This is a genomic window from Pseudacidovorax intermedius, assembly GCF_003350475.1.
Lineage (GTDB): Bacteria > Pseudomonadota > Gammaproteobacteria > Burkholderiales > Burkholderiaceae_C > Xenophilus > Xenophilus intermedius.
The window spans coordinates 298,504-313,131 of record NZ_QQAV01000004.1 but is presented as its reverse complement, the minus strand read 5'-3'; the positions used below and the strand labels follow the sequence as shown (position 1 = coordinate 313,131).

Here is a 14,628-nt window from a genome sequence, read left to right as displayed (position 1 = left end):
CGACATGACGCAACCGCAACAACCCATCAAGATCGCCATCCTCGCCATGGGCGGCGAAGGCGGCGGCGTGCTGGCCGACTGGCTGGTGGACCTGGGCGAGGCCAACGGCTGGATCGCGCAGACCACTTCGGTGCCGGGCGTGGCCCAGCGCACCGGCGCCACCATCTACTACGTGGAGATGTACCCCGAAGCACAGGCCCATGCCGACGGCGGCCAGCCCGTGCTGGCGCTGATGCCGCTGCCTGGCGACGTGGACGTGGTGCTGTGCTCCGAGCTGATGGAAGCCGGACGGGCCGTGCAGCGCGGGCTGGTCTCGCCCGACCGCACCACCCTGGTCGCCTCCACGCACCGCGTCTATTCGATCGCCGAGAAGAGCGCCATGGGCGACGGCCGGGTCGACAGCGCGCAGCTACTGGCCCATGCCGAGCAGGCCGCGCAGCGCTTCGTGCGCTTCGACATGGCCGAGGCCGCGGCGCAGAACGGCAGCGTGATCAGCGCGGTGCTCTTCGGCGCGCTGGCGGGCACCGGCGTGCTGCCCTTCGCCCGCGAACAGTTCGAGGCCACCATCGAGCGGGGCGGTGTCGGCGTGAAGCCCAGTCTGAAGGCTTTCGGCGCGGCTTTCGCCCGGGCGCAGGCGGGCGAGGCGACCGTCCAGGCCGAGCCGGTGGCGCCCGCCACGCCGCGTGCCACGTCGGCCGATCCGGACATCCAGGCGCTGCTCACGCGCCTGTACGGCGAGTTCCCGGTCCAGGCCCAGCCGCTGATGCTCGAAGGCCTGCGCCGCCTCGTCGACTACCAGGACGTGGCCTATGCCGCGCTCTACCTCGACCGCATGGCCGAGGTCTGCCAACTGCCCGACGACGCAGCCCGCACGCTGGCCTGCGAGACGGCGCGCCACCTGGCCCTGTGGATGAGCTACGAAGACACGGCGCGCGTCGCCCAGCTCAAGACCCGCTCCAGCCGCTTCGCCCGCGTGAAGCAGGAGACGGGCGTGAATGCCGACCAAGTCATCGCCATCAACGAGTACATGCACCCCGGCCTGCGCGAGATCTGCGAGACCCTGCCCGGCGGCATCGGCCGCTGGCTCATGGGCTCGGGCGCGCCGCGCCGGCTGGTGGAGAGCATGACGAAGAAAGGCCGCGTGGTGCAGACCAGCTCGGTGCACGGCTTCCTGCTGCTGTCGGCCGTGGCCTTCGCCCGCCGCTGGCGCCGCAGCACCATCCGTTATACGGACGAGAACGGCCGCATCGAGCAATGGCTGCTGGGCATTCGCGACGCGGCCATGGCCTCGCCGGAGCTGGCGGTGGAACTGGCCCGCTGCCAGAAGCTGGTGAAGGGCTATAGCGACACCCATGAGCGCGGCGTTCGCAACTACGACACCGTGATCGCCGCATGGCGGCAGGCCGGCACGACGCTGGCCCCCGCCACCCTGCGGGCCTGGCGCGAGGCCGCGCTGGCCGACGAGCATGGCCATGCGCTCAAGGCCGCGCTTGCGCAGCATGCGGCGACCACAAGCACGGCGACCGGCCAGGCCATGCCGCCGGCCGCTGCCATGGCCTTGCCGGCCTGACGCGGAGCGCGCATGACCGCATCGCCCACCATCGCGACCCTGCCGCTGCGCGTGGCCGAGGCCCGCGCCCTCAACCCGCTGATCCGCCTGCTGCGCCTGGAGCATGCCGAGGGCGCCGCCTTGCCCGGCTGGACGCCCGGCGCCCACATCCAGGTGCAGGTGCAACTGCCCGATGGCCAGTCCGACTGGCGCCACTATTCGCTGATCGACTTCCACGGCGTGGCCGGCACGCCCGGCTTCGCTCCGGCGGACTACACCATCGCCGTGCGGCTGGAGGAGGGCGGCCGGGGCGGCTCGCGCTTCGTGCACCAGGGCCTGAAGCCTGGCGACAGCGTCACGGTACAGGCGCCGCGCAATGACTTTCCGTTGGACGAGGGCACGGCTCGCGCCGTGCTGCTGGCGGGCGGCATCGGCATCACGCCGCTGGCCAGCATGGCGGCCCGCTGCCGGGCGCAGGGCCGGCCCGTTGCCCTGCACTACGCCGGCCGCAGCCGCACGCTGCTGGCCTTTGCCGACGAGTTGCAGGCGCTGCTGGGCGCCGATCTTCGCCTGCATGCGGACGACGAGGCCGGCGGCGCCGGCTTCGACATCGGCACACTGCTGGACGGCATGGCGGCGGACGAGCCGCTGTATGTCTGTGGCCCCAAGCCGCTGCTCGACGCCGTGCTGGCCGCTACGCAGGCCCGCGGCTGGGCGGCCGGCCGCGTGCACTTCGAGCTGTTCAGCGCGCCGGTGGTGGAGGCTGGCGACCAGCCCTTCGAGGTCGAACTCGCGCAATCGGGGCGGCGCTTCACCGTGCCGGCCGACCAGACGATCCTGGACTGCCTGATCGAACACGGCTGCGACCCGCTCTACGACTGCAAGCGCGGCGAATGCGGCGTGTGCGCCGTGCCGGTGATCGAGGGCGAGATCGACCACCGCGACTACGTGCTCTCGCAAGCCGAGAAGGACGGCGGCCAGGTGATGCAGATCTGCATCTCCCGCGCCAAGGGCCCGCGCCTGGTGATCGACCTGTAGGCACTGCACGACCCGAAGAGAAAGGCCTGCCATGACACGCTACCGAGACAACCCCGATGCGATCCGTGCGCTGGTGCAGCCGCAGCAGGTGCACCGCGACCTCTACATCAGCCCCGAGCTCTTCGCGCTGGAGCAGGAGCACTTCTTCGCCAACACCTGGAACTACGCCGGCCACGACAGCCAGGTGCCCAGGCCCGGCGACTACATCACCGTCGACATCGCCGGCCGGCCGCTGATCGTGGTGCGCCACACCGACGGCACGGTCAAGGTGCTGATGAACCGCTGCGCCCACAAGGGCTCGCGCGTCGTCAACGGCGCCTGCGGCAACACGGGCAAGTTCTTCCGCTGCCCCTACCACGCCTGGACCTTCAAGACCGACGGCGCGCCGCTGGCCATCCCGCTCAAGAACGGCTACGAGGGCACGGGCCTGAAGGACTGCGATGCGGCCAAGGGCCTGGTGCCGGTGCGACATGTGCGGCTCTACCGCGGCTTCATCTTCGTCAAGCTCAATGACGTCGGGCAGGACTTCGAGGAGTACTTCGGCGATTCGCTCTCGTCCATCGACAACATGGCCGACCGCTCGCCCGAGGGCGAGCTGGAGGTGGCCGGCGGCTGCCTGCGCTTCATGCACCAGTGCAACTGGAAGATGTTCGTCGAGAACCTCAACGACACCATGCACCCGATGGTGGCGCACGAGTCCTCGGCCGGCACCGCCAAGGCCATGTGGGCCGGCCAGCCGGCCGATGCGCCCAAGCCCATGGCCATCGAGCAGTTCGTGCCCTTCATGTCCGACTACCAGTTCTTCGACGGCATGGGCGTGCGGGTCTACGACAACGGCCACAGCTTCTCGGGCGTGCACTTCAGCATCCACAGCAAGTACTCGGGCATCCCGGGCTATGAGGCGGCGATGAAGGCGCGCTACGGCGAGGAGCGCACGGCGCAGATCCTGGGCATGGCGCGGCACAACACCGTGTACTACCCCAACCTCACGATCAAGGGCGCCATCCAGGCCATCCGCGTGGCGCGGCCCATCGCGGTGGACCGCACCCTGGTCGAGAGCTGGACCTTCCGCCTCAAGGGCGCGCCGGACGAGCTGCTGCAGCGCACCACCACCTACAGCCGCCTCATCAACTCGCCCTTCTCCGTGGTGGGTCACGACGACCTGCAGGCCTACCGCGGCATCCAGGCCGGCCTGCATGCCAGCGGCAACGACTGGGTCAGCCTGCACCGCAACTACGACGCTCATGAGGGCCGTGAGCGCGAAGAGACCAGCAACGGCACCAACGAGCTGCCCATGCGCAACCAGTACCGGTCGTGGCTCAAGCACATGACCCTGACGATGGGAGCCTGAACATGGCCGAACTCACGCCCGCCACCGTCACCCGCGATCAGCTGATCGACTTCGTCATGCACGAGGCCCGGCTGCTCGACGAGAAGCGCTTCGACGAATGGAATGCGCTGTTCACCGACGACGCCATCTACTGGGTACCGCTCACGCCGGGCCAGCCCGACGGCCTGAACCACACCTCGCACCTGTACGAGGACAAGCTGCTCCGCGACCTGCGCATCGAACGCTTCAAGAGCCCGCGTGCCTTCTCGCAGCAGCCGCCCAGCCGTTGCCAGCATGTGCTGCAGCTGCCGGGCCTGGAGTCGCGCGACGAAGCGGCCAACCGCTTCGTGCTGCGCACGCCCTTCCACTACAGCGAGGCGCAGGCGGACGAGATGCTGTTTCTGACCGGCGTGGCCTGGCACCACCTGTGCGTGGAGGGTGGCGCGCTGCGCATGACGCTCAAGCGCGTGGACCTGATCAACAGCGATGCCGCGCTGCCGGCGGTGCAGCTCTTTCTCTGAAGTGAACTCCGGCATGGACCACCTCACCATCCACGACGCCTTCACTGCCAGCGCCGCGCGCACGCCGCAGGCGGACTTTCTTTTCACCGAGCCGGTGACGGCCGAGGTCTACGGCATTCCGCCCGGCGCCACCGCCTGGGCCGAGGCCGCCGCCGAGGTCGAGGGCCTGCGTCTGGCTTACGCACAGGCCGGCTGGGGCCATGGCCACCGGGTCGGCCTGCTGCTGGAGAACCGGCCGGCCTTCCTCTACCACTGGTTCGCGCTCAATGCCCTGGGCGTGAGCGTGGTGCCCATCAATGCCGAGATGCGCTCGGCCGAGCTGGCCTACCTGATCGGCCACAGCGAGATCGGCCTGGCCGTGACGCTGCCGCAGCGCGCCCGCGACCTGGAGGCCGCCGCAGCCCAAGCCGGCCGGAAGCTGCACACCATGGCGGCCGACGCCACGCACGTGCCCGCACCCACAGAGCCTGCAACCCGCGCAAACGAAGTGGTGGGCGCAGACACCGAATGCGCGTTGCTCTACACCTCGGGCACCACCGGCCGGCCCAAGGGCTGCATGCTGAGCAATGCCTATTTCCTGCGCGCGGGCGAGTGGTACGCGGGCCTCGATGGGGTGTGCGCCTTCCGTCGCGACCAGGAGCGGCTGATGACGCCGCTGCCGCTCAATCATGTCAACGCGATGGCCTTCTCGACCATGGTGGTGCTGGTGGCCGGCGGCTGCCTGGTGCAGTTGGACCGCTTCCACCCCCGCAGCTGGCTGCAGAGCGCGCGCGACAGCGGCGCCACCATCGTCCACTATCTGGGCGTGATGCCGGCCATGCTGCTGGCCGCGGCCGAGGCGCCGGCCGACCGCGACCATGCCATCCGCTGGGCCTTCGGCGCTGGCGTGGACCGCAAGAACCATGCGCCCTTCGAGGCCCGCTTCGGCTTCCCGCTGGTCGAGGCCTGGGCCATGACCGAGACCGGCGCCGCCGCCTGCATCATGGCCAACCATGAGCCGCGCCGCGTGGGCACCAGCTGCTTCGGCCGGGCTGAGGATTTCGTCGAGGTGCGCCTGGTCGACGACGAGGGACAGGACGTGCCCGCCGGCATGCCGGGCGAACTGCTGGTGCGTTCCAGCGGCGACGACCCGCGGCGCCATTTCTTCGGCGGCTACCTGAAAGACCAGACGGCCACCGACGAAGCCTGGCAGGGCGGCTGGTTCCACACCGGCGACATGGTGCGGCGCGACGAGTCAGGCAGCCTCTATTTCGTCGACCGCAAGAAGAACGTCATCCGCCGCAGTGGCGAGAACATCTCGGCGGTGGAGGTCGAGAGCGTGCTCAACCAGCACCCGGCCGTGAAGGTGTCGGCCGTGGCCGCCACGCCCGATGCGGTGCGCGGCGACGAGGTGCTGGCCTGCATCGTCATCGACCCCGACGCCGCGGCCGAACCTGGCGAGGCCCTGGCGGCCGACATCGTGCGCCATGCGCTGGCTCAGTTGGCCTACTACAAGGCGCCAGGCCACGTGGCCTTCGTCGAGGCGCTGCCGCTCACGGCCTCGCAGAAGATCCAGCGCGGCGAGTTGCGGCAGATGGCGCAGGCGTTGCCCGGCACTGCGGCCTGCTTCGACACCCGCGCCATGAAGAAGAGGCAGGACTGATGGGCCGCCGACAACGCAGCAACTACGACGGTGTGGCCGTGGCCGTGCCGGTGACGGTGCCATACCAGCGTTATTCCACCGAGGGTGCGCACTTCTTCCTGGGCAAGGCGGTGCGCGCGCTGGTGGAGGCCAGCGGCATCGCCAAGGACGACATCGACGGACTGTGCCTGTCGAGCTTCTCGCTGGCGCCCGACACCGCCGTCGGCGTCACGCAGCACCTGGGCCTGTCGCCGCGCTGGCTGGACCATGTGCCCACCGGCGGTGCCTCCGGCGTGATGTGCCTGCGCCGCGCCGCGCGCGCCGTGCAGTGCGGCGACGCCGAGGTGGTGGCCTGCGTGGCGGCCGACACCAACCATGTGGACTCCTTCCGCCAGACGCTGGGCGCCTTCAGCAACTTCGCGCGCGACGCCACCTACCCCTACGGCTCGGGCGGGCCCAACTCCATCTTCGCGATGATCACGGCGCACTACATGCGGCAGTTCGGCGCGCGGCGGGAGGACTTCGGCCGTATCTGCGTGGCCCAGCGGCAGAACGCCCTGGGCAATCCCAACGCGATGTTCAAGAAGGCGCTGACGCTCGATGAGTACATGGCGGCGCGGCCCATCTCCGATCCGCTGCACCTCTTCGACTGCGTCATGCCCTGCGCCGGCGCCGAGGCCTTCCTGGTGATGACGGCCGAGCGCGCCCGGGACCTGGGGCTGGCCTATGCCACGGTGCGCGGCAGCATCGAGCGCCACAACGCCTTCGCCGACGACCCGATCATGGTGCGCGGCGGCTGGGCCCGCGACCGCGACGACCTGTATGCGCAGGCCGGCGTGCAGCCGAAGAACATCGACTTCATCCAGACCTACGACGACTACCCGGTCATCGTGATGATGCATTTCGAGGACCTCGGCTTCTGCGAGAAGGGCGAGGGCCCGGCCTTCGTGCAGTCGCACACGCTCACGCACGACGGCAGCTTTCCCAACAACACCAGCGGCGGCCAGCTCTCGGCCGGCCAGGCGGGCGCCGCAGGGGGCTTCCTGGGCATGACGGAGACGTTGCGGCAGCTCACCGGCCAGGCCGGCGCGCGCACCGTGCCCGATGCGCAACTGGGCCTGGTGGCGGGCTTCGGCATGGTGACCTACGACCGCTGCCTGTGCACCGGTGCCGTGATCCTCGGGAGGCAGGAATGAACCACTGGTTTGCCGCGATGGGGGCCGCACGATGACCATGCCCCTGATGCGCCCCAAGCGCAAGAACCCCGTCCTGCGCACCCGCCAGATGAACCTGCCCCCCTGGGCGCGCGGGCGCGAGGCGCTGGGCATCACCGCCGCCGCGGCCGAGGGCCGCTTCGAGCTGCAGGTGTGCGAGGAATGCGGCACCGTGCAGTACCCGCCGCGCGGCGCCTGCAAGCAGTGCCTGTCGACCGCGCTGCGCTGGCGGCCGCAGACCGGCGAGGGCGAACTGCTCAGCGCCACCACGCTGCACCACAGCAACGACCTGTTCTTCCGCGAGCGCCTGCCCTGGCGACTGGGCATGGTCAAGCTCGACAGCGGCCCCTCCCTCATGGTCCACCTGCATGGCGAGGTGGGCGAGGCACCGCAGCGCGTGCGCGTGGGTGCCCGGCTCGACCGCGCCGGACAGGCGGTACTGATCGGATTCCCTTTCGAAGGAAGCACACACATGGCCGACGACCCGATGCTGCGCGAGATGACCAGCGACCCCAAGTTCCGCAAGGTGCTGGTGACCGACGGCAAGACGCCCGCCGGCCAGGCCCTGGTGCGGGCCCTGGTCAAGGCCGGTGCCGACATCGTCTGGGTCGGCCATGCTGAGCCCTGGAAGCAGCTCGGCGGCCTGGAGGACATCAGCGCGCTGCCGCAGGTGACGCTGGTGCCGCTGGACCTGACCAACGGCCGCGCCGTCACCGAGCTCGCCGGCGAGATCGGCGGCAAGGTGGACATCGTCATCAACAACGCCGAGGTGCACCGCACCTTCGGCATCGGCGCGCGGCGCGGCACCGACGTGGCCAAGCTGGAGATGGACATCAACTACTTCGGCCTGCTGCGGCTGGCGCAGGAGTTCGGCCCGGCACTCAAGGGCCGCTCGGCCGACGGCGCGACGGGGGCCACGGCCTGGGTCAACCTGCTGTCCATCTACGCGCTGTCCAACTTTCCGCCGCACGGCACCTTCAGCGCCAGCAAGGCCGCGGCCCATTCGCTGGCGCAGTGCCTGCGCGCGGAGATGCGGCCAGCCGGCATCCGCGTCATCAATGTCTTTCCCGGTCCCATCGACGACGAATGGAACCAGCACATGCCGCCGCCGAAGCTCGGCCCCGACGCGCTGGCCAATGCCATCGTGAAGGCGCTGCGCGACGGCGTGGAGGACGTCTACCCCGGCGACGTGGCGCAGGAATGGCTGCAGCGCTGGCGCGACAACCCCAAGGTGCTCGAACGCGAGCTGGCGACGAATGGTGGATGAGGCCACTGGCAAGGAGACACCCATGAGCAACGCAACCCTACCCCCCGTTGCGGCCCCCACCGGCCTCGACGCCCTGGCTGGCCTGGTGAGTGCCCTGGCCACCGGCCGCATCCGCGTGGTCGACCTCACGCAGACGCTGACACCCGAGTTCCCGCAGATCGCGCTGCCGCCGGAGATGGGCCAGTGCTGGCCCTTCCGCATCGAGGAGGTGTCGCGCTACGACGAGCGCGGCCCGGGCTGGTACTGGAACAACTTCTCCTGCGGCGAGCACACGGGCACGCACTTCGACGCGCCCATCCACTGGATCTCCGGCCGCGACCTGCCCAACAACGCGGTGGACACCATCCCCGTGCAGAACTTCGTGGCGCCTGCCTGCGTGATCGACTGCTCGCCGCAGGTCAAGGACGACCCGGACTACCTGCTGACGCTGGAGGACATCGCCGAATGGGAGGCCGCGCACGGCCGCATTCCCAAGGGCGCGTGGGTGCTGATGCGCACCGACTGGTCCAAGCGCACCGATCCGGCCGAGTACCAGAACTTCGACGAGACCGGCCAGCACACGCCCGGCCCCAGCACGGCCGCCGTGCGCTTCCTGGTGGAGGAGCGGGACGTGCTGGGCTTCGGCTCCGAGGCCATCGGCACCGACGCCGGCCAGGGCTACCACCTGCGCCCGCCGTACCCGTGCCACTACTACATGCACGGCGCCAACCGCTACGGACTGCAATGCCTGTGCAACCTGGACCTGCTGCCGCCCGCCGGTGCGGTGCTCATCTGCCCGCCGCTGAAGATCGAGAAGGGCAGCGGCAGCCCGCTGCGCGTGCTGGCGCTGGTGGGGGCGGCATGAGCGCGGCGCCCCCGGACCGCGGCGTCGCTGTCGTCACCGGCGGCAGCGCCGGCATCGGCAAAGCGATCTGCCAGGACCTGCTGGACGGTGGCTGGGAGGTCGTGAGCCTGGCCCGCCGCATGGCCGACATCGCCCATGCGCGGCTGCACAGCATCGAGGTGGACCTGAGCGACCGCGCCGCCACGGCCCAGGCCGTGGCCGAGGTTGCGTCGCGCTGGCAGGTGACGACCGTGGTGCACAACGCTGGCGTGATCCGCGCCGCCTTGCTGCCGCAGGTGCAGCTGACGGACCTCGACGCGCTGGTGGACCTGCACCTGGGCTGCGCCGTGCAACTGGTGCAGGCCGCGCTGCCGGCCATGCGTGCCGCCGGCTTCGGCCGGGTGGTGTTGCTCTCTTCGCGCGCGGCCCTCGGTCTGGCCACGCGCACCAGCTACTCGGCCACCAAGGCCGGCATGCTGGGCATGGCCCGCACTTGGGCGCTGGAGCTGGGCGGCGAGGGCATCACCGTCAACGTGGTCGCGCCCGGGCCCATTCGCACCGACATGTTCTACGACGTGGTCGATGCGGGCAGCGAGAAGGAAAAGGCGCTCGCGGCCAGCGTGCCCGTCAAGCGCCTGGGCGAGGCCGCGGACGTGGCACGGGCCGTGCGTTTCTTCCTGGAGCCGGCCAACAGCTTCGTGACCGGACAGGTGCTCTACGTGTGCGGAGGCACCAGCGTGGGGAGCCTGACGCTCTAGGGCGTGCATCGGCGCACCATGCTGCGTCGCGGCTTTCCACCATGAGGACAGTCCCCTTGCAACGCCTGGATGTGCTCGCTAGGATTGTTTAAGACTAAATAATTGATAAGTCATGTGCCAGTGCGACAGCCGCAGGAGCGTGGAAGAGGCGGCTCGTCGACACCGGCGTTGTTCCACCGTGTTGCCACCGAAGAGATGGAGTTCGCGATGAAGATGATGAAGTCACTACGTCCCCTGCGCAGCCTGGCTGCCCTGGCCTGTGCCACGCTGCTGGGGGCTGCGGCCCCTGCAGCACTGGCCGCCGACTACAAGGTCGGCTTCATCACCTCGCTGTCGGGCCCGGTCTCGTCGCTGGGCATTCCCTACCAGAAGGGCATGGCCGCGGCGCAGGCCTTCAAGGCCGACATCGACGGCAAGAAGGTGCAGGTCATCCAGCTCGACGATGCGTCGGACCCGAGCACCGCGGCGCGCAATGCCCGCAAGCTGATCGACGAGGACAAGGTCGACGTCATCATCGGCACGGCCGGCTCACCCGGCGCGCTGGCCATCGCTGCCGTGGCGCGCGAGACGAAGACGCCGCTCATCTCCATCGCCAATGCCAACCTGCCGGGCGAGGAGGGGGCCTGGATGGTCACGCTGCCGCAGCCGGCGCCGCTGATGGTCAGCGCGGTGGTGGACCGCATGAAGAAGTCCGGCGTCAAGACGGTGGGCTACATCGGCTTCTCCGACGCCTGGGGCGACCTGGTGTACGACGCGCTGCAGAAGAGCGCCGAGCCTGCGGGCATCAAGGTGGTCTCCAACGAACGCTATGCGCGCGCCGATTCGTCGGTGACGGGCCAGGTGCTCAAGATCGTGGCGCTGCGGCCAGACGCGGTGCTCACCGGCACCTCGGGCACGCCCGGCGCGCTGCCCTACCTGGCGCTGGCCGAGCGCGGCTACAAGGGCCAGATCTACGGCATGCATGCGCTGATCAACCCCGATTTCGTGCGTGTGGGCGGAGCATCCGTCGAAGGCCTGCTGGCGCCCACCGGCCCGGTGATCGTGGCCGAGCAGCTGCCGGCCGACAACCCGATCCGCAAGGTGTCGATGGACTTCCGCGCCGCCTACCAGAAGGCCAATGGCGCGGCGCCCACCGATGCCTTCTCGGCCTACAGCTTCGACGCCTGGCTGATCTTCCTGGACGCCGCCAAGCGCGCGTCGGCCAAGGCCGAGCCGGGCACGCCGCAGTTCCGCGTGGCCCTGCGCGATGCCATCACCAGCACCAAGGAGCTGGCCGGCACCCACAGCGTCTACAACTTCACGCCCAACGACCGCTACGGCTCGGACGAGCGCTCGCGCGTGGTCGTGCGGCTCGAAAAGGGCCAGTGGAAGCTGGTGCCCTGAGCCACCTCCCTCGCGCCGCCATGCGGGCGGCCGCCGGCGCACGCCACTGACCAGACGCCGGCGGCCGATGGCTCCGGCAGCCTCCTCCCGCTCTCCCTCCCATTCTTTTCTTGGAGTCCCGCTCAATGGCCTCTCGTTCTCGTGTGCTTCGTCCCCTTGCCCTGCTGGCTGCCTCGGCCTTCGCCGTCGGCGCCTTCGCGGCCGACCTCAAGGTGGGCGTCATCAGCTCGCTCTCCGGCCCGGTGTCCGCGCTGGGCATTCCCTACGAGAAGGGCATCCGCGCGGCCTATGCGCAGATGCCCGCCATCGCTGGCCGCAAGGTCGAGCTGATCGTGCTGGACGATGCCTCCGACCCGACCACGGCCGGCCGCAATGCCCGCAAGCTGGCCACCGAGGACAAGGTGGACGTGCTCATCGGCACCTCCGGCGTGCCGGGCGCCATGGCCATCGCCGCCGTGGCGCGCGAGCTGAACGTGCCACTGATCTCGCCGACGCCGGTGTCGCTGCCGGGCGCCGAGAACGGCTGGACGGTGTCGGTGTCGCAGCCCTTCGAGTTGATGGTCGCCGCGGTGGTTGAGAAGATGAAGGCCGCGGGCGTGAAGACGGTGGCCTTCATCGGCTTCTCCGACGCGCTGGGTGACCTGGCCTACGACTCGCTGGTCAAGAGCGCGGGTGAGGCCGGCATCAAGGTGGTGGCCAACGAGCGCTATGCGCGCACGGACAGCTCGGTGGCGGGCCAGGTGCTCAAGATCGTCGCCCAGCGGCCCGACGCAGTGTTCGCCGGCAACTCGGGCACGCCCGGCGCGCTGCCCTACCTGGCGCTGGCCGAGCGCAACTACAAGGGCCGCATCTACGGTACGCACGGCCTGATCAACGCCGACTTCGTGCGCGTGGGCGGCAAGTCCATCGAGGGCCTGGAAGTGCCCAGCGGCCCGGTGCTGGTGGCCGAGCAGTTGCCGGCCGACAACCCGATCCGCAAGGTGTCGATGGACTTCCGCGCCGCCTACCAGAAAGCCAATGGCGCGCCGCCGGTCGATGCCTTCTCGTCCTACACCTACGACGCCTACCTGCTGCTGGCCAATGCCGCGGCACGCGCCAAGGGCGAGCCCGGCACGCCGGCCTACCGCCAGTCGCTCAAGGACGCCATCGTCGCCACCCGCGAGCTGGTGGGCACGCATGGCATCTACAACTTCACGCCCGACAGCCGCTACGGCTCGGACAAGCGCGCGGTGGTGATCGTGCGCATGGAAAAGGGCCAGTGGAAGCTGGTGCCCTGAGCCTCGGCTGACGACGCCCGGCCATGACCGCCTACCGCCACGACCCCGCCGCGATCCAGGCCCTGGTGCAGGATCGGCGCGTTCACCGCGACCTGTACCTGAGCCAGGAGCTCTTCGCGCTGGAGCAGGAGCGCTTCTTCGCCCGCACCTGGCAGTTCGCCGGCCATGCGAGCGAGGTGCCCGCGGCGGGCGACTACTGCACGCGGGAGATCGCGGGCCGGCCACTGTTGATGGTGCGGCAGGCCGATGGCGGCGTGGGCGTCTTCTACAACCGCTGCGCTCACAAGGGCGCCCAACTGGTCACCGAAGAGCGCGGCAACACCGGCCGCTTCTTCCGCTGCCCCTACCACGCCTGGACCTACAAGCTGGACGGCGCGCCGCTGGCCCTGCCGCTGAAGGCGGGCTACGAGGGCACCGGCCTCGCACAGTGCGAGTCGGGCCAGGGCCTGCAGCCCGTGGCAGGCGTCGCCGTGTACCGCGACTTCGTCTTCGTGCGCCTGGCGAAGGACGGCCCGGGCTTCGACGCGTACTTCGGCGACATCCTGCAGATGATCGACAACATGGTCGACCGCTCGCCCGAGCGGCGGTTGACGGTGGCGGGTGGCGTGCTGCGCAACGTCATCCACTGCAACTGGAAGATGTACCTGGAGAACATCAACGACACGGTGCATCCCATGTCCACGCATGAGTCGGCCACCCAGGCGGCCAACGCACTGTGGAAGGACCAGCCGGCCGATGCGCCCAAGCCCATGGCCATGGAGCAGATCCTGCCCTTCGGTTCGGGCTACGACTTCTTCGACCGCATGGGCGGACGCGTCTACCCCAACGGCCACAGCGTGCTGGGCACGCGCTTCAGCATCCATTCCAGCTACGCGCAGCTGCAGGACTATGAGGACGCGCTGCGCGCCGCTCTGGGCGAAGAGCGCGCCAACGAGGTGCTGCAGCGCTCGCCGCAGAACGCGGTGCTCTTTCCCAGCCTGTCGGTCAAGGGCTCGCCGCAGGCCATCCGCGTGATCCGGCCGCTGGCGGCGGACCGCACGCTGGTGGAGGCCTGGAGCTTCCGCGCCGAGGGCGCCCCCGAGCTGCTGCTGCAACGTTCGATGAACTACAACCGGCTGGTGTTCTCGCCCATGTCGGTGGTTGCGCATGACGACGTGCACCTGTTCGAGAGCATGCAGCAGGGCCTGCGCGGCGAGGGCAACGAATGGGTCAGCCTGCACCGCGGCTTTGCCGAGGGCGAGCGCAGCGACGTGGTGGAAGAGACCAGCGGCACCGACGAGCGCCTCATGCGCAACCAGTTCCGCGCGTGGGCACGGTGGATGGGGGAGGCTGCATGACGCTTTCCGCCGAGGACTTCGTCGTCCACGAAGCCGAGCTGATCGACGACCGCTGCTGGGACGACTGGCTGGCCCTCTTCGCGCCCGATGGCCGTTACTGGATCCCGCTGCAGGGCGCTGCGCAGGCCGACGACCAGACCCACAACGCGCTGGCGCTCGAAGACCGGCTGCTGCTCGAACTGCGCGTCAAGCGACTGCACAGCCCGCGTGCCCATTCGCAGCATCCGGCCAGCCGTTGCCAGCATGTGCTGCAGGCACCTCGGCGTCTGTCCGCCACACCGGCCGGCGGCGAGTCCATCCGCCTGCGCACCGCCTTCCTCTACATCGAATCTCGCGGCCCGCAGCAGGTGCTGCTGGCCGGCCACTGCATCCACACGCTCGTGCCCGGCGGGCCGCTGGGCTGGCTGATCCACGAGAAGCGGGTCAACCTGCTCGATGCGGGCCAGCCGCTGCCGGCCATCCAGTTGTTCGTCTAGTCCCTTCCGTCCCTGCCTCTCCCAACCAGGAGTT

The 14,628-nt window shown here is 69.7% G+C and carries 13 protein-coding genes; all 13 read left to right on the top strand.

What is annotated here, in order from left to right; genetic code table 11:
* Window positions 1-4 precede the first annotated feature (4 nt).
* The 13 genes from DFR41_RS13565 (at window position 5) to DFR41_RS13505 (ending at window position 14,594) form a co-directional block, all read left to right on the top strand.
* Window positions 5-1,570 carry an indolepyruvate oxidoreductase subunit beta family protein gene (locus DFR41_RS13565; protein ID WP_114803059.1) on the top strand — a complete coding sequence of 522 codons (1,566 nt, stop codon included), beginning with the start codon at window positions 5-7 and terminating at the stop codon, window positions 1,568-1,570.
* A 12-nt stretch (window positions 1,571-1,582) separates the two neighbouring features.
* Window positions 1,583-2,587: a PDR/VanB family oxidoreductase gene (locus DFR41_RS13560; protein WP_114803058.1), complete on the top strand. Its 1,005-nt coding sequence runs from the start codon at window positions 1,583-1,585 to the stop codon at window positions 2,585-2,587.
* A 31-nt stretch (window positions 2,588-2,618) separates the two neighbouring features.
* Window positions 2,619-3,938 carry an aromatic ring-hydroxylating dioxygenase subunit alpha gene (locus DFR41_RS13555; RefSeq protein ID WP_114803057.1) on the top strand — a complete coding sequence of 440 codons (1,320 nt, stop codon included), beginning with the start codon at window positions 2,619-2,621 and terminating at the stop codon, window positions 3,936-3,938.
* Between the two features lie 2 nt (window positions 3,939-3,940).
* Complete coding sequence (locus DFR41_RS13550; RefSeq protein WP_114803056.1) at window positions 3,941-4,438, top strand: aromatic-ring-hydroxylating dioxygenase subunit beta; 498 nt, start codon at window positions 3,941-3,943, stop codon at window positions 4,436-4,438.
* Window positions 4,439-4,451: 13 nt separating this feature from the next.
* Window positions 4,452-6,080, top strand: a complete 1,629-nt coding sequence (locus DFR41_RS13545) for an AMP-binding protein (RefSeq protein WP_114803055.1) — start codon at window positions 4,452-4,454, stop codon at window positions 6,078-6,080.
* Window positions 6,080-7,255 carry a thiolase family protein gene (locus DFR41_RS13540; RefSeq protein ID WP_017757233.1) on the top strand — a complete coding sequence of 392 codons (1,176 nt, stop codon included), beginning with the start codon at window positions 6,080-6,082 and terminating at the stop codon, window positions 7,253-7,255. Before DFR41_RS13545 ends, DFR41_RS13540 begins: the two co-directional genes overlap by 1 nt.
* 31 nt (window positions 7,256-7,286) lie before the next feature.
* A complete protein-coding gene (locus DFR41_RS13535; RefSeq protein WP_114803054.1) occupies window positions 7,287-8,540 on the top strand; it encodes an SDR family NAD(P)-dependent oxidoreductase in 1,254 nt (417 codons plus the stop codon).
* 22 nt (window positions 8,541-8,562) lie between these two features.
* Window positions 8,563-9,384 (top strand): cyclase family protein, encoded by an 822-nt coding sequence (locus DFR41_RS13530; protein ID WP_114803053.1) that lies wholly within the window; start codon window positions 8,563-8,565, stop codon window positions 9,382-9,384.
* Entirely contained in the window at window positions 9,381-10,121 is a 741-nt protein-coding gene (locus tag DFR41_RS13525; RefSeq protein WP_114803052.1) for an SDR family oxidoreductase, read from the top strand. Before DFR41_RS13530 ends, DFR41_RS13525 begins: the two co-directional genes overlap by 4 nt.
* Window positions 10,122-10,337: 216 nt before the next feature.
* Window positions 10,338-11,504, top strand: coding sequence for an ABC transporter substrate-binding protein (locus DFR41_RS13520; RefSeq protein WP_114803124.1), 1,167 nt, complete (start codon window positions 10,338-10,340; stop codon window positions 11,502-11,504).
* Between the two features lie 125 nt (window positions 11,505-11,629).
* Window positions 11,630-12,781 carry an ABC transporter substrate-binding protein gene (locus DFR41_RS13515; RefSeq protein ID WP_114803051.1) on the top strand — a complete coding sequence of 384 codons (1,152 nt, stop codon included), beginning with the start codon at window positions 11,630-11,632 and terminating at the stop codon, window positions 12,779-12,781.
* Window positions 12,782-12,804: 23 nt separating this feature from the next.
* On the top strand, window positions 12,805-14,118 hold the full coding sequence (locus DFR41_RS13510) for an aromatic ring-hydroxylating dioxygenase subunit alpha (protein WP_114803050.1): 1,314 nt from the start codon (window positions 12,805-12,807) through the stop codon (window positions 14,116-14,118).
* Window positions 14,115-14,594 carry an aromatic-ring-hydroxylating dioxygenase subunit beta gene (locus DFR41_RS13505; RefSeq protein ID WP_114803049.1) on the top strand — a complete coding sequence of 160 codons (480 nt, stop codon included), beginning with the start codon at window positions 14,115-14,117 and terminating at the stop codon, window positions 14,592-14,594. The genes DFR41_RS13510 and DFR41_RS13505 overlap by 4 nt, the downstream gene beginning before the upstream one ends.
* Window positions 14,595-14,628 lie beyond the last annotated feature (34 nt).

Bases quoted from the DNA above. Each gene is read 5' to 3' on its own strand.
- DFR41_RS13565 (WP_114803059.1), top strand. From the start codon at position 5: ATGACGCAACCGCAACAACCCATCAAGATCGCCATCCTCGCCATGGGC.
- DFR41_RS13560 (WP_114803058.1), top strand. From the start codon at position 1,583: ATGACCGCATCGCCCACCATCGCGACCCTGCCGCTGCGCGTGGCCGAG.
- DFR41_RS13555 (WP_114803057.1), top strand. From the start codon at position 2,619: ATGACACGCTACCGAGACAACCCCGATGCGATCCGTGCGCTGGTGCAG.
- DFR41_RS13550 (WP_114803056.1), top strand. From the start codon at position 3,941: ATGGCCGAACTCACGCCCGCCACCGTCACCCGCGATCAGCTGATCGAC.
- DFR41_RS13545 (WP_114803055.1), top strand. From the start codon at position 4,452: ATGGACCACCTCACCATCCACGACGCCTTCACTGCCAGCGCCGCGCGC.
- DFR41_RS13540 (WP_017757233.1), top strand. From the start codon at position 6,080: ATGGGCCGCCGACAACGCAGCAACTACGACGGTGTGGCCGTGGCCGTG.
- DFR41_RS13535 (WP_114803054.1), top strand. From the start codon at position 7,287: ATGACCATGCCCCTGATGCGCCCCAAGCGCAAGAACCCCGTCCTGCGC.
- DFR41_RS13530 (WP_114803053.1), top strand. From the start codon at position 8,563: ATGAGCAACGCAACCCTACCCCCCGTTGCGGCCCCCACCGGCCTCGAC.
- DFR41_RS13525 (WP_114803052.1), top strand. From the start codon at position 9,381: ATGAGCGCGGCGCCCCCGGACCGCGGCGTCGCTGTCGTCACCGGCGGC.
- DFR41_RS13520 (WP_114803124.1), top strand. From the start codon at position 10,338: ATGAAGTCACTACGTCCCCTGCGCAGCCTGGCTGCCCTGGCCTGTGCC.
- DFR41_RS13515 (WP_114803051.1), top strand. From the start codon at position 11,630: ATGGCCTCTCGTTCTCGTGTGCTTCGTCCCCTTGCCCTGCTGGCTGCC.
- DFR41_RS13510 (WP_114803050.1), top strand. From the start codon at position 12,805: ATGACCGCCTACCGCCACGACCCCGCCGCGATCCAGGCCCTGGTGCAG.
- DFR41_RS13505 (WP_114803049.1), top strand. From the start codon at position 14,115: ATGACGCTTTCCGCCGAGGACTTCGTCGTCCACGAAGCCGAGCTGATC.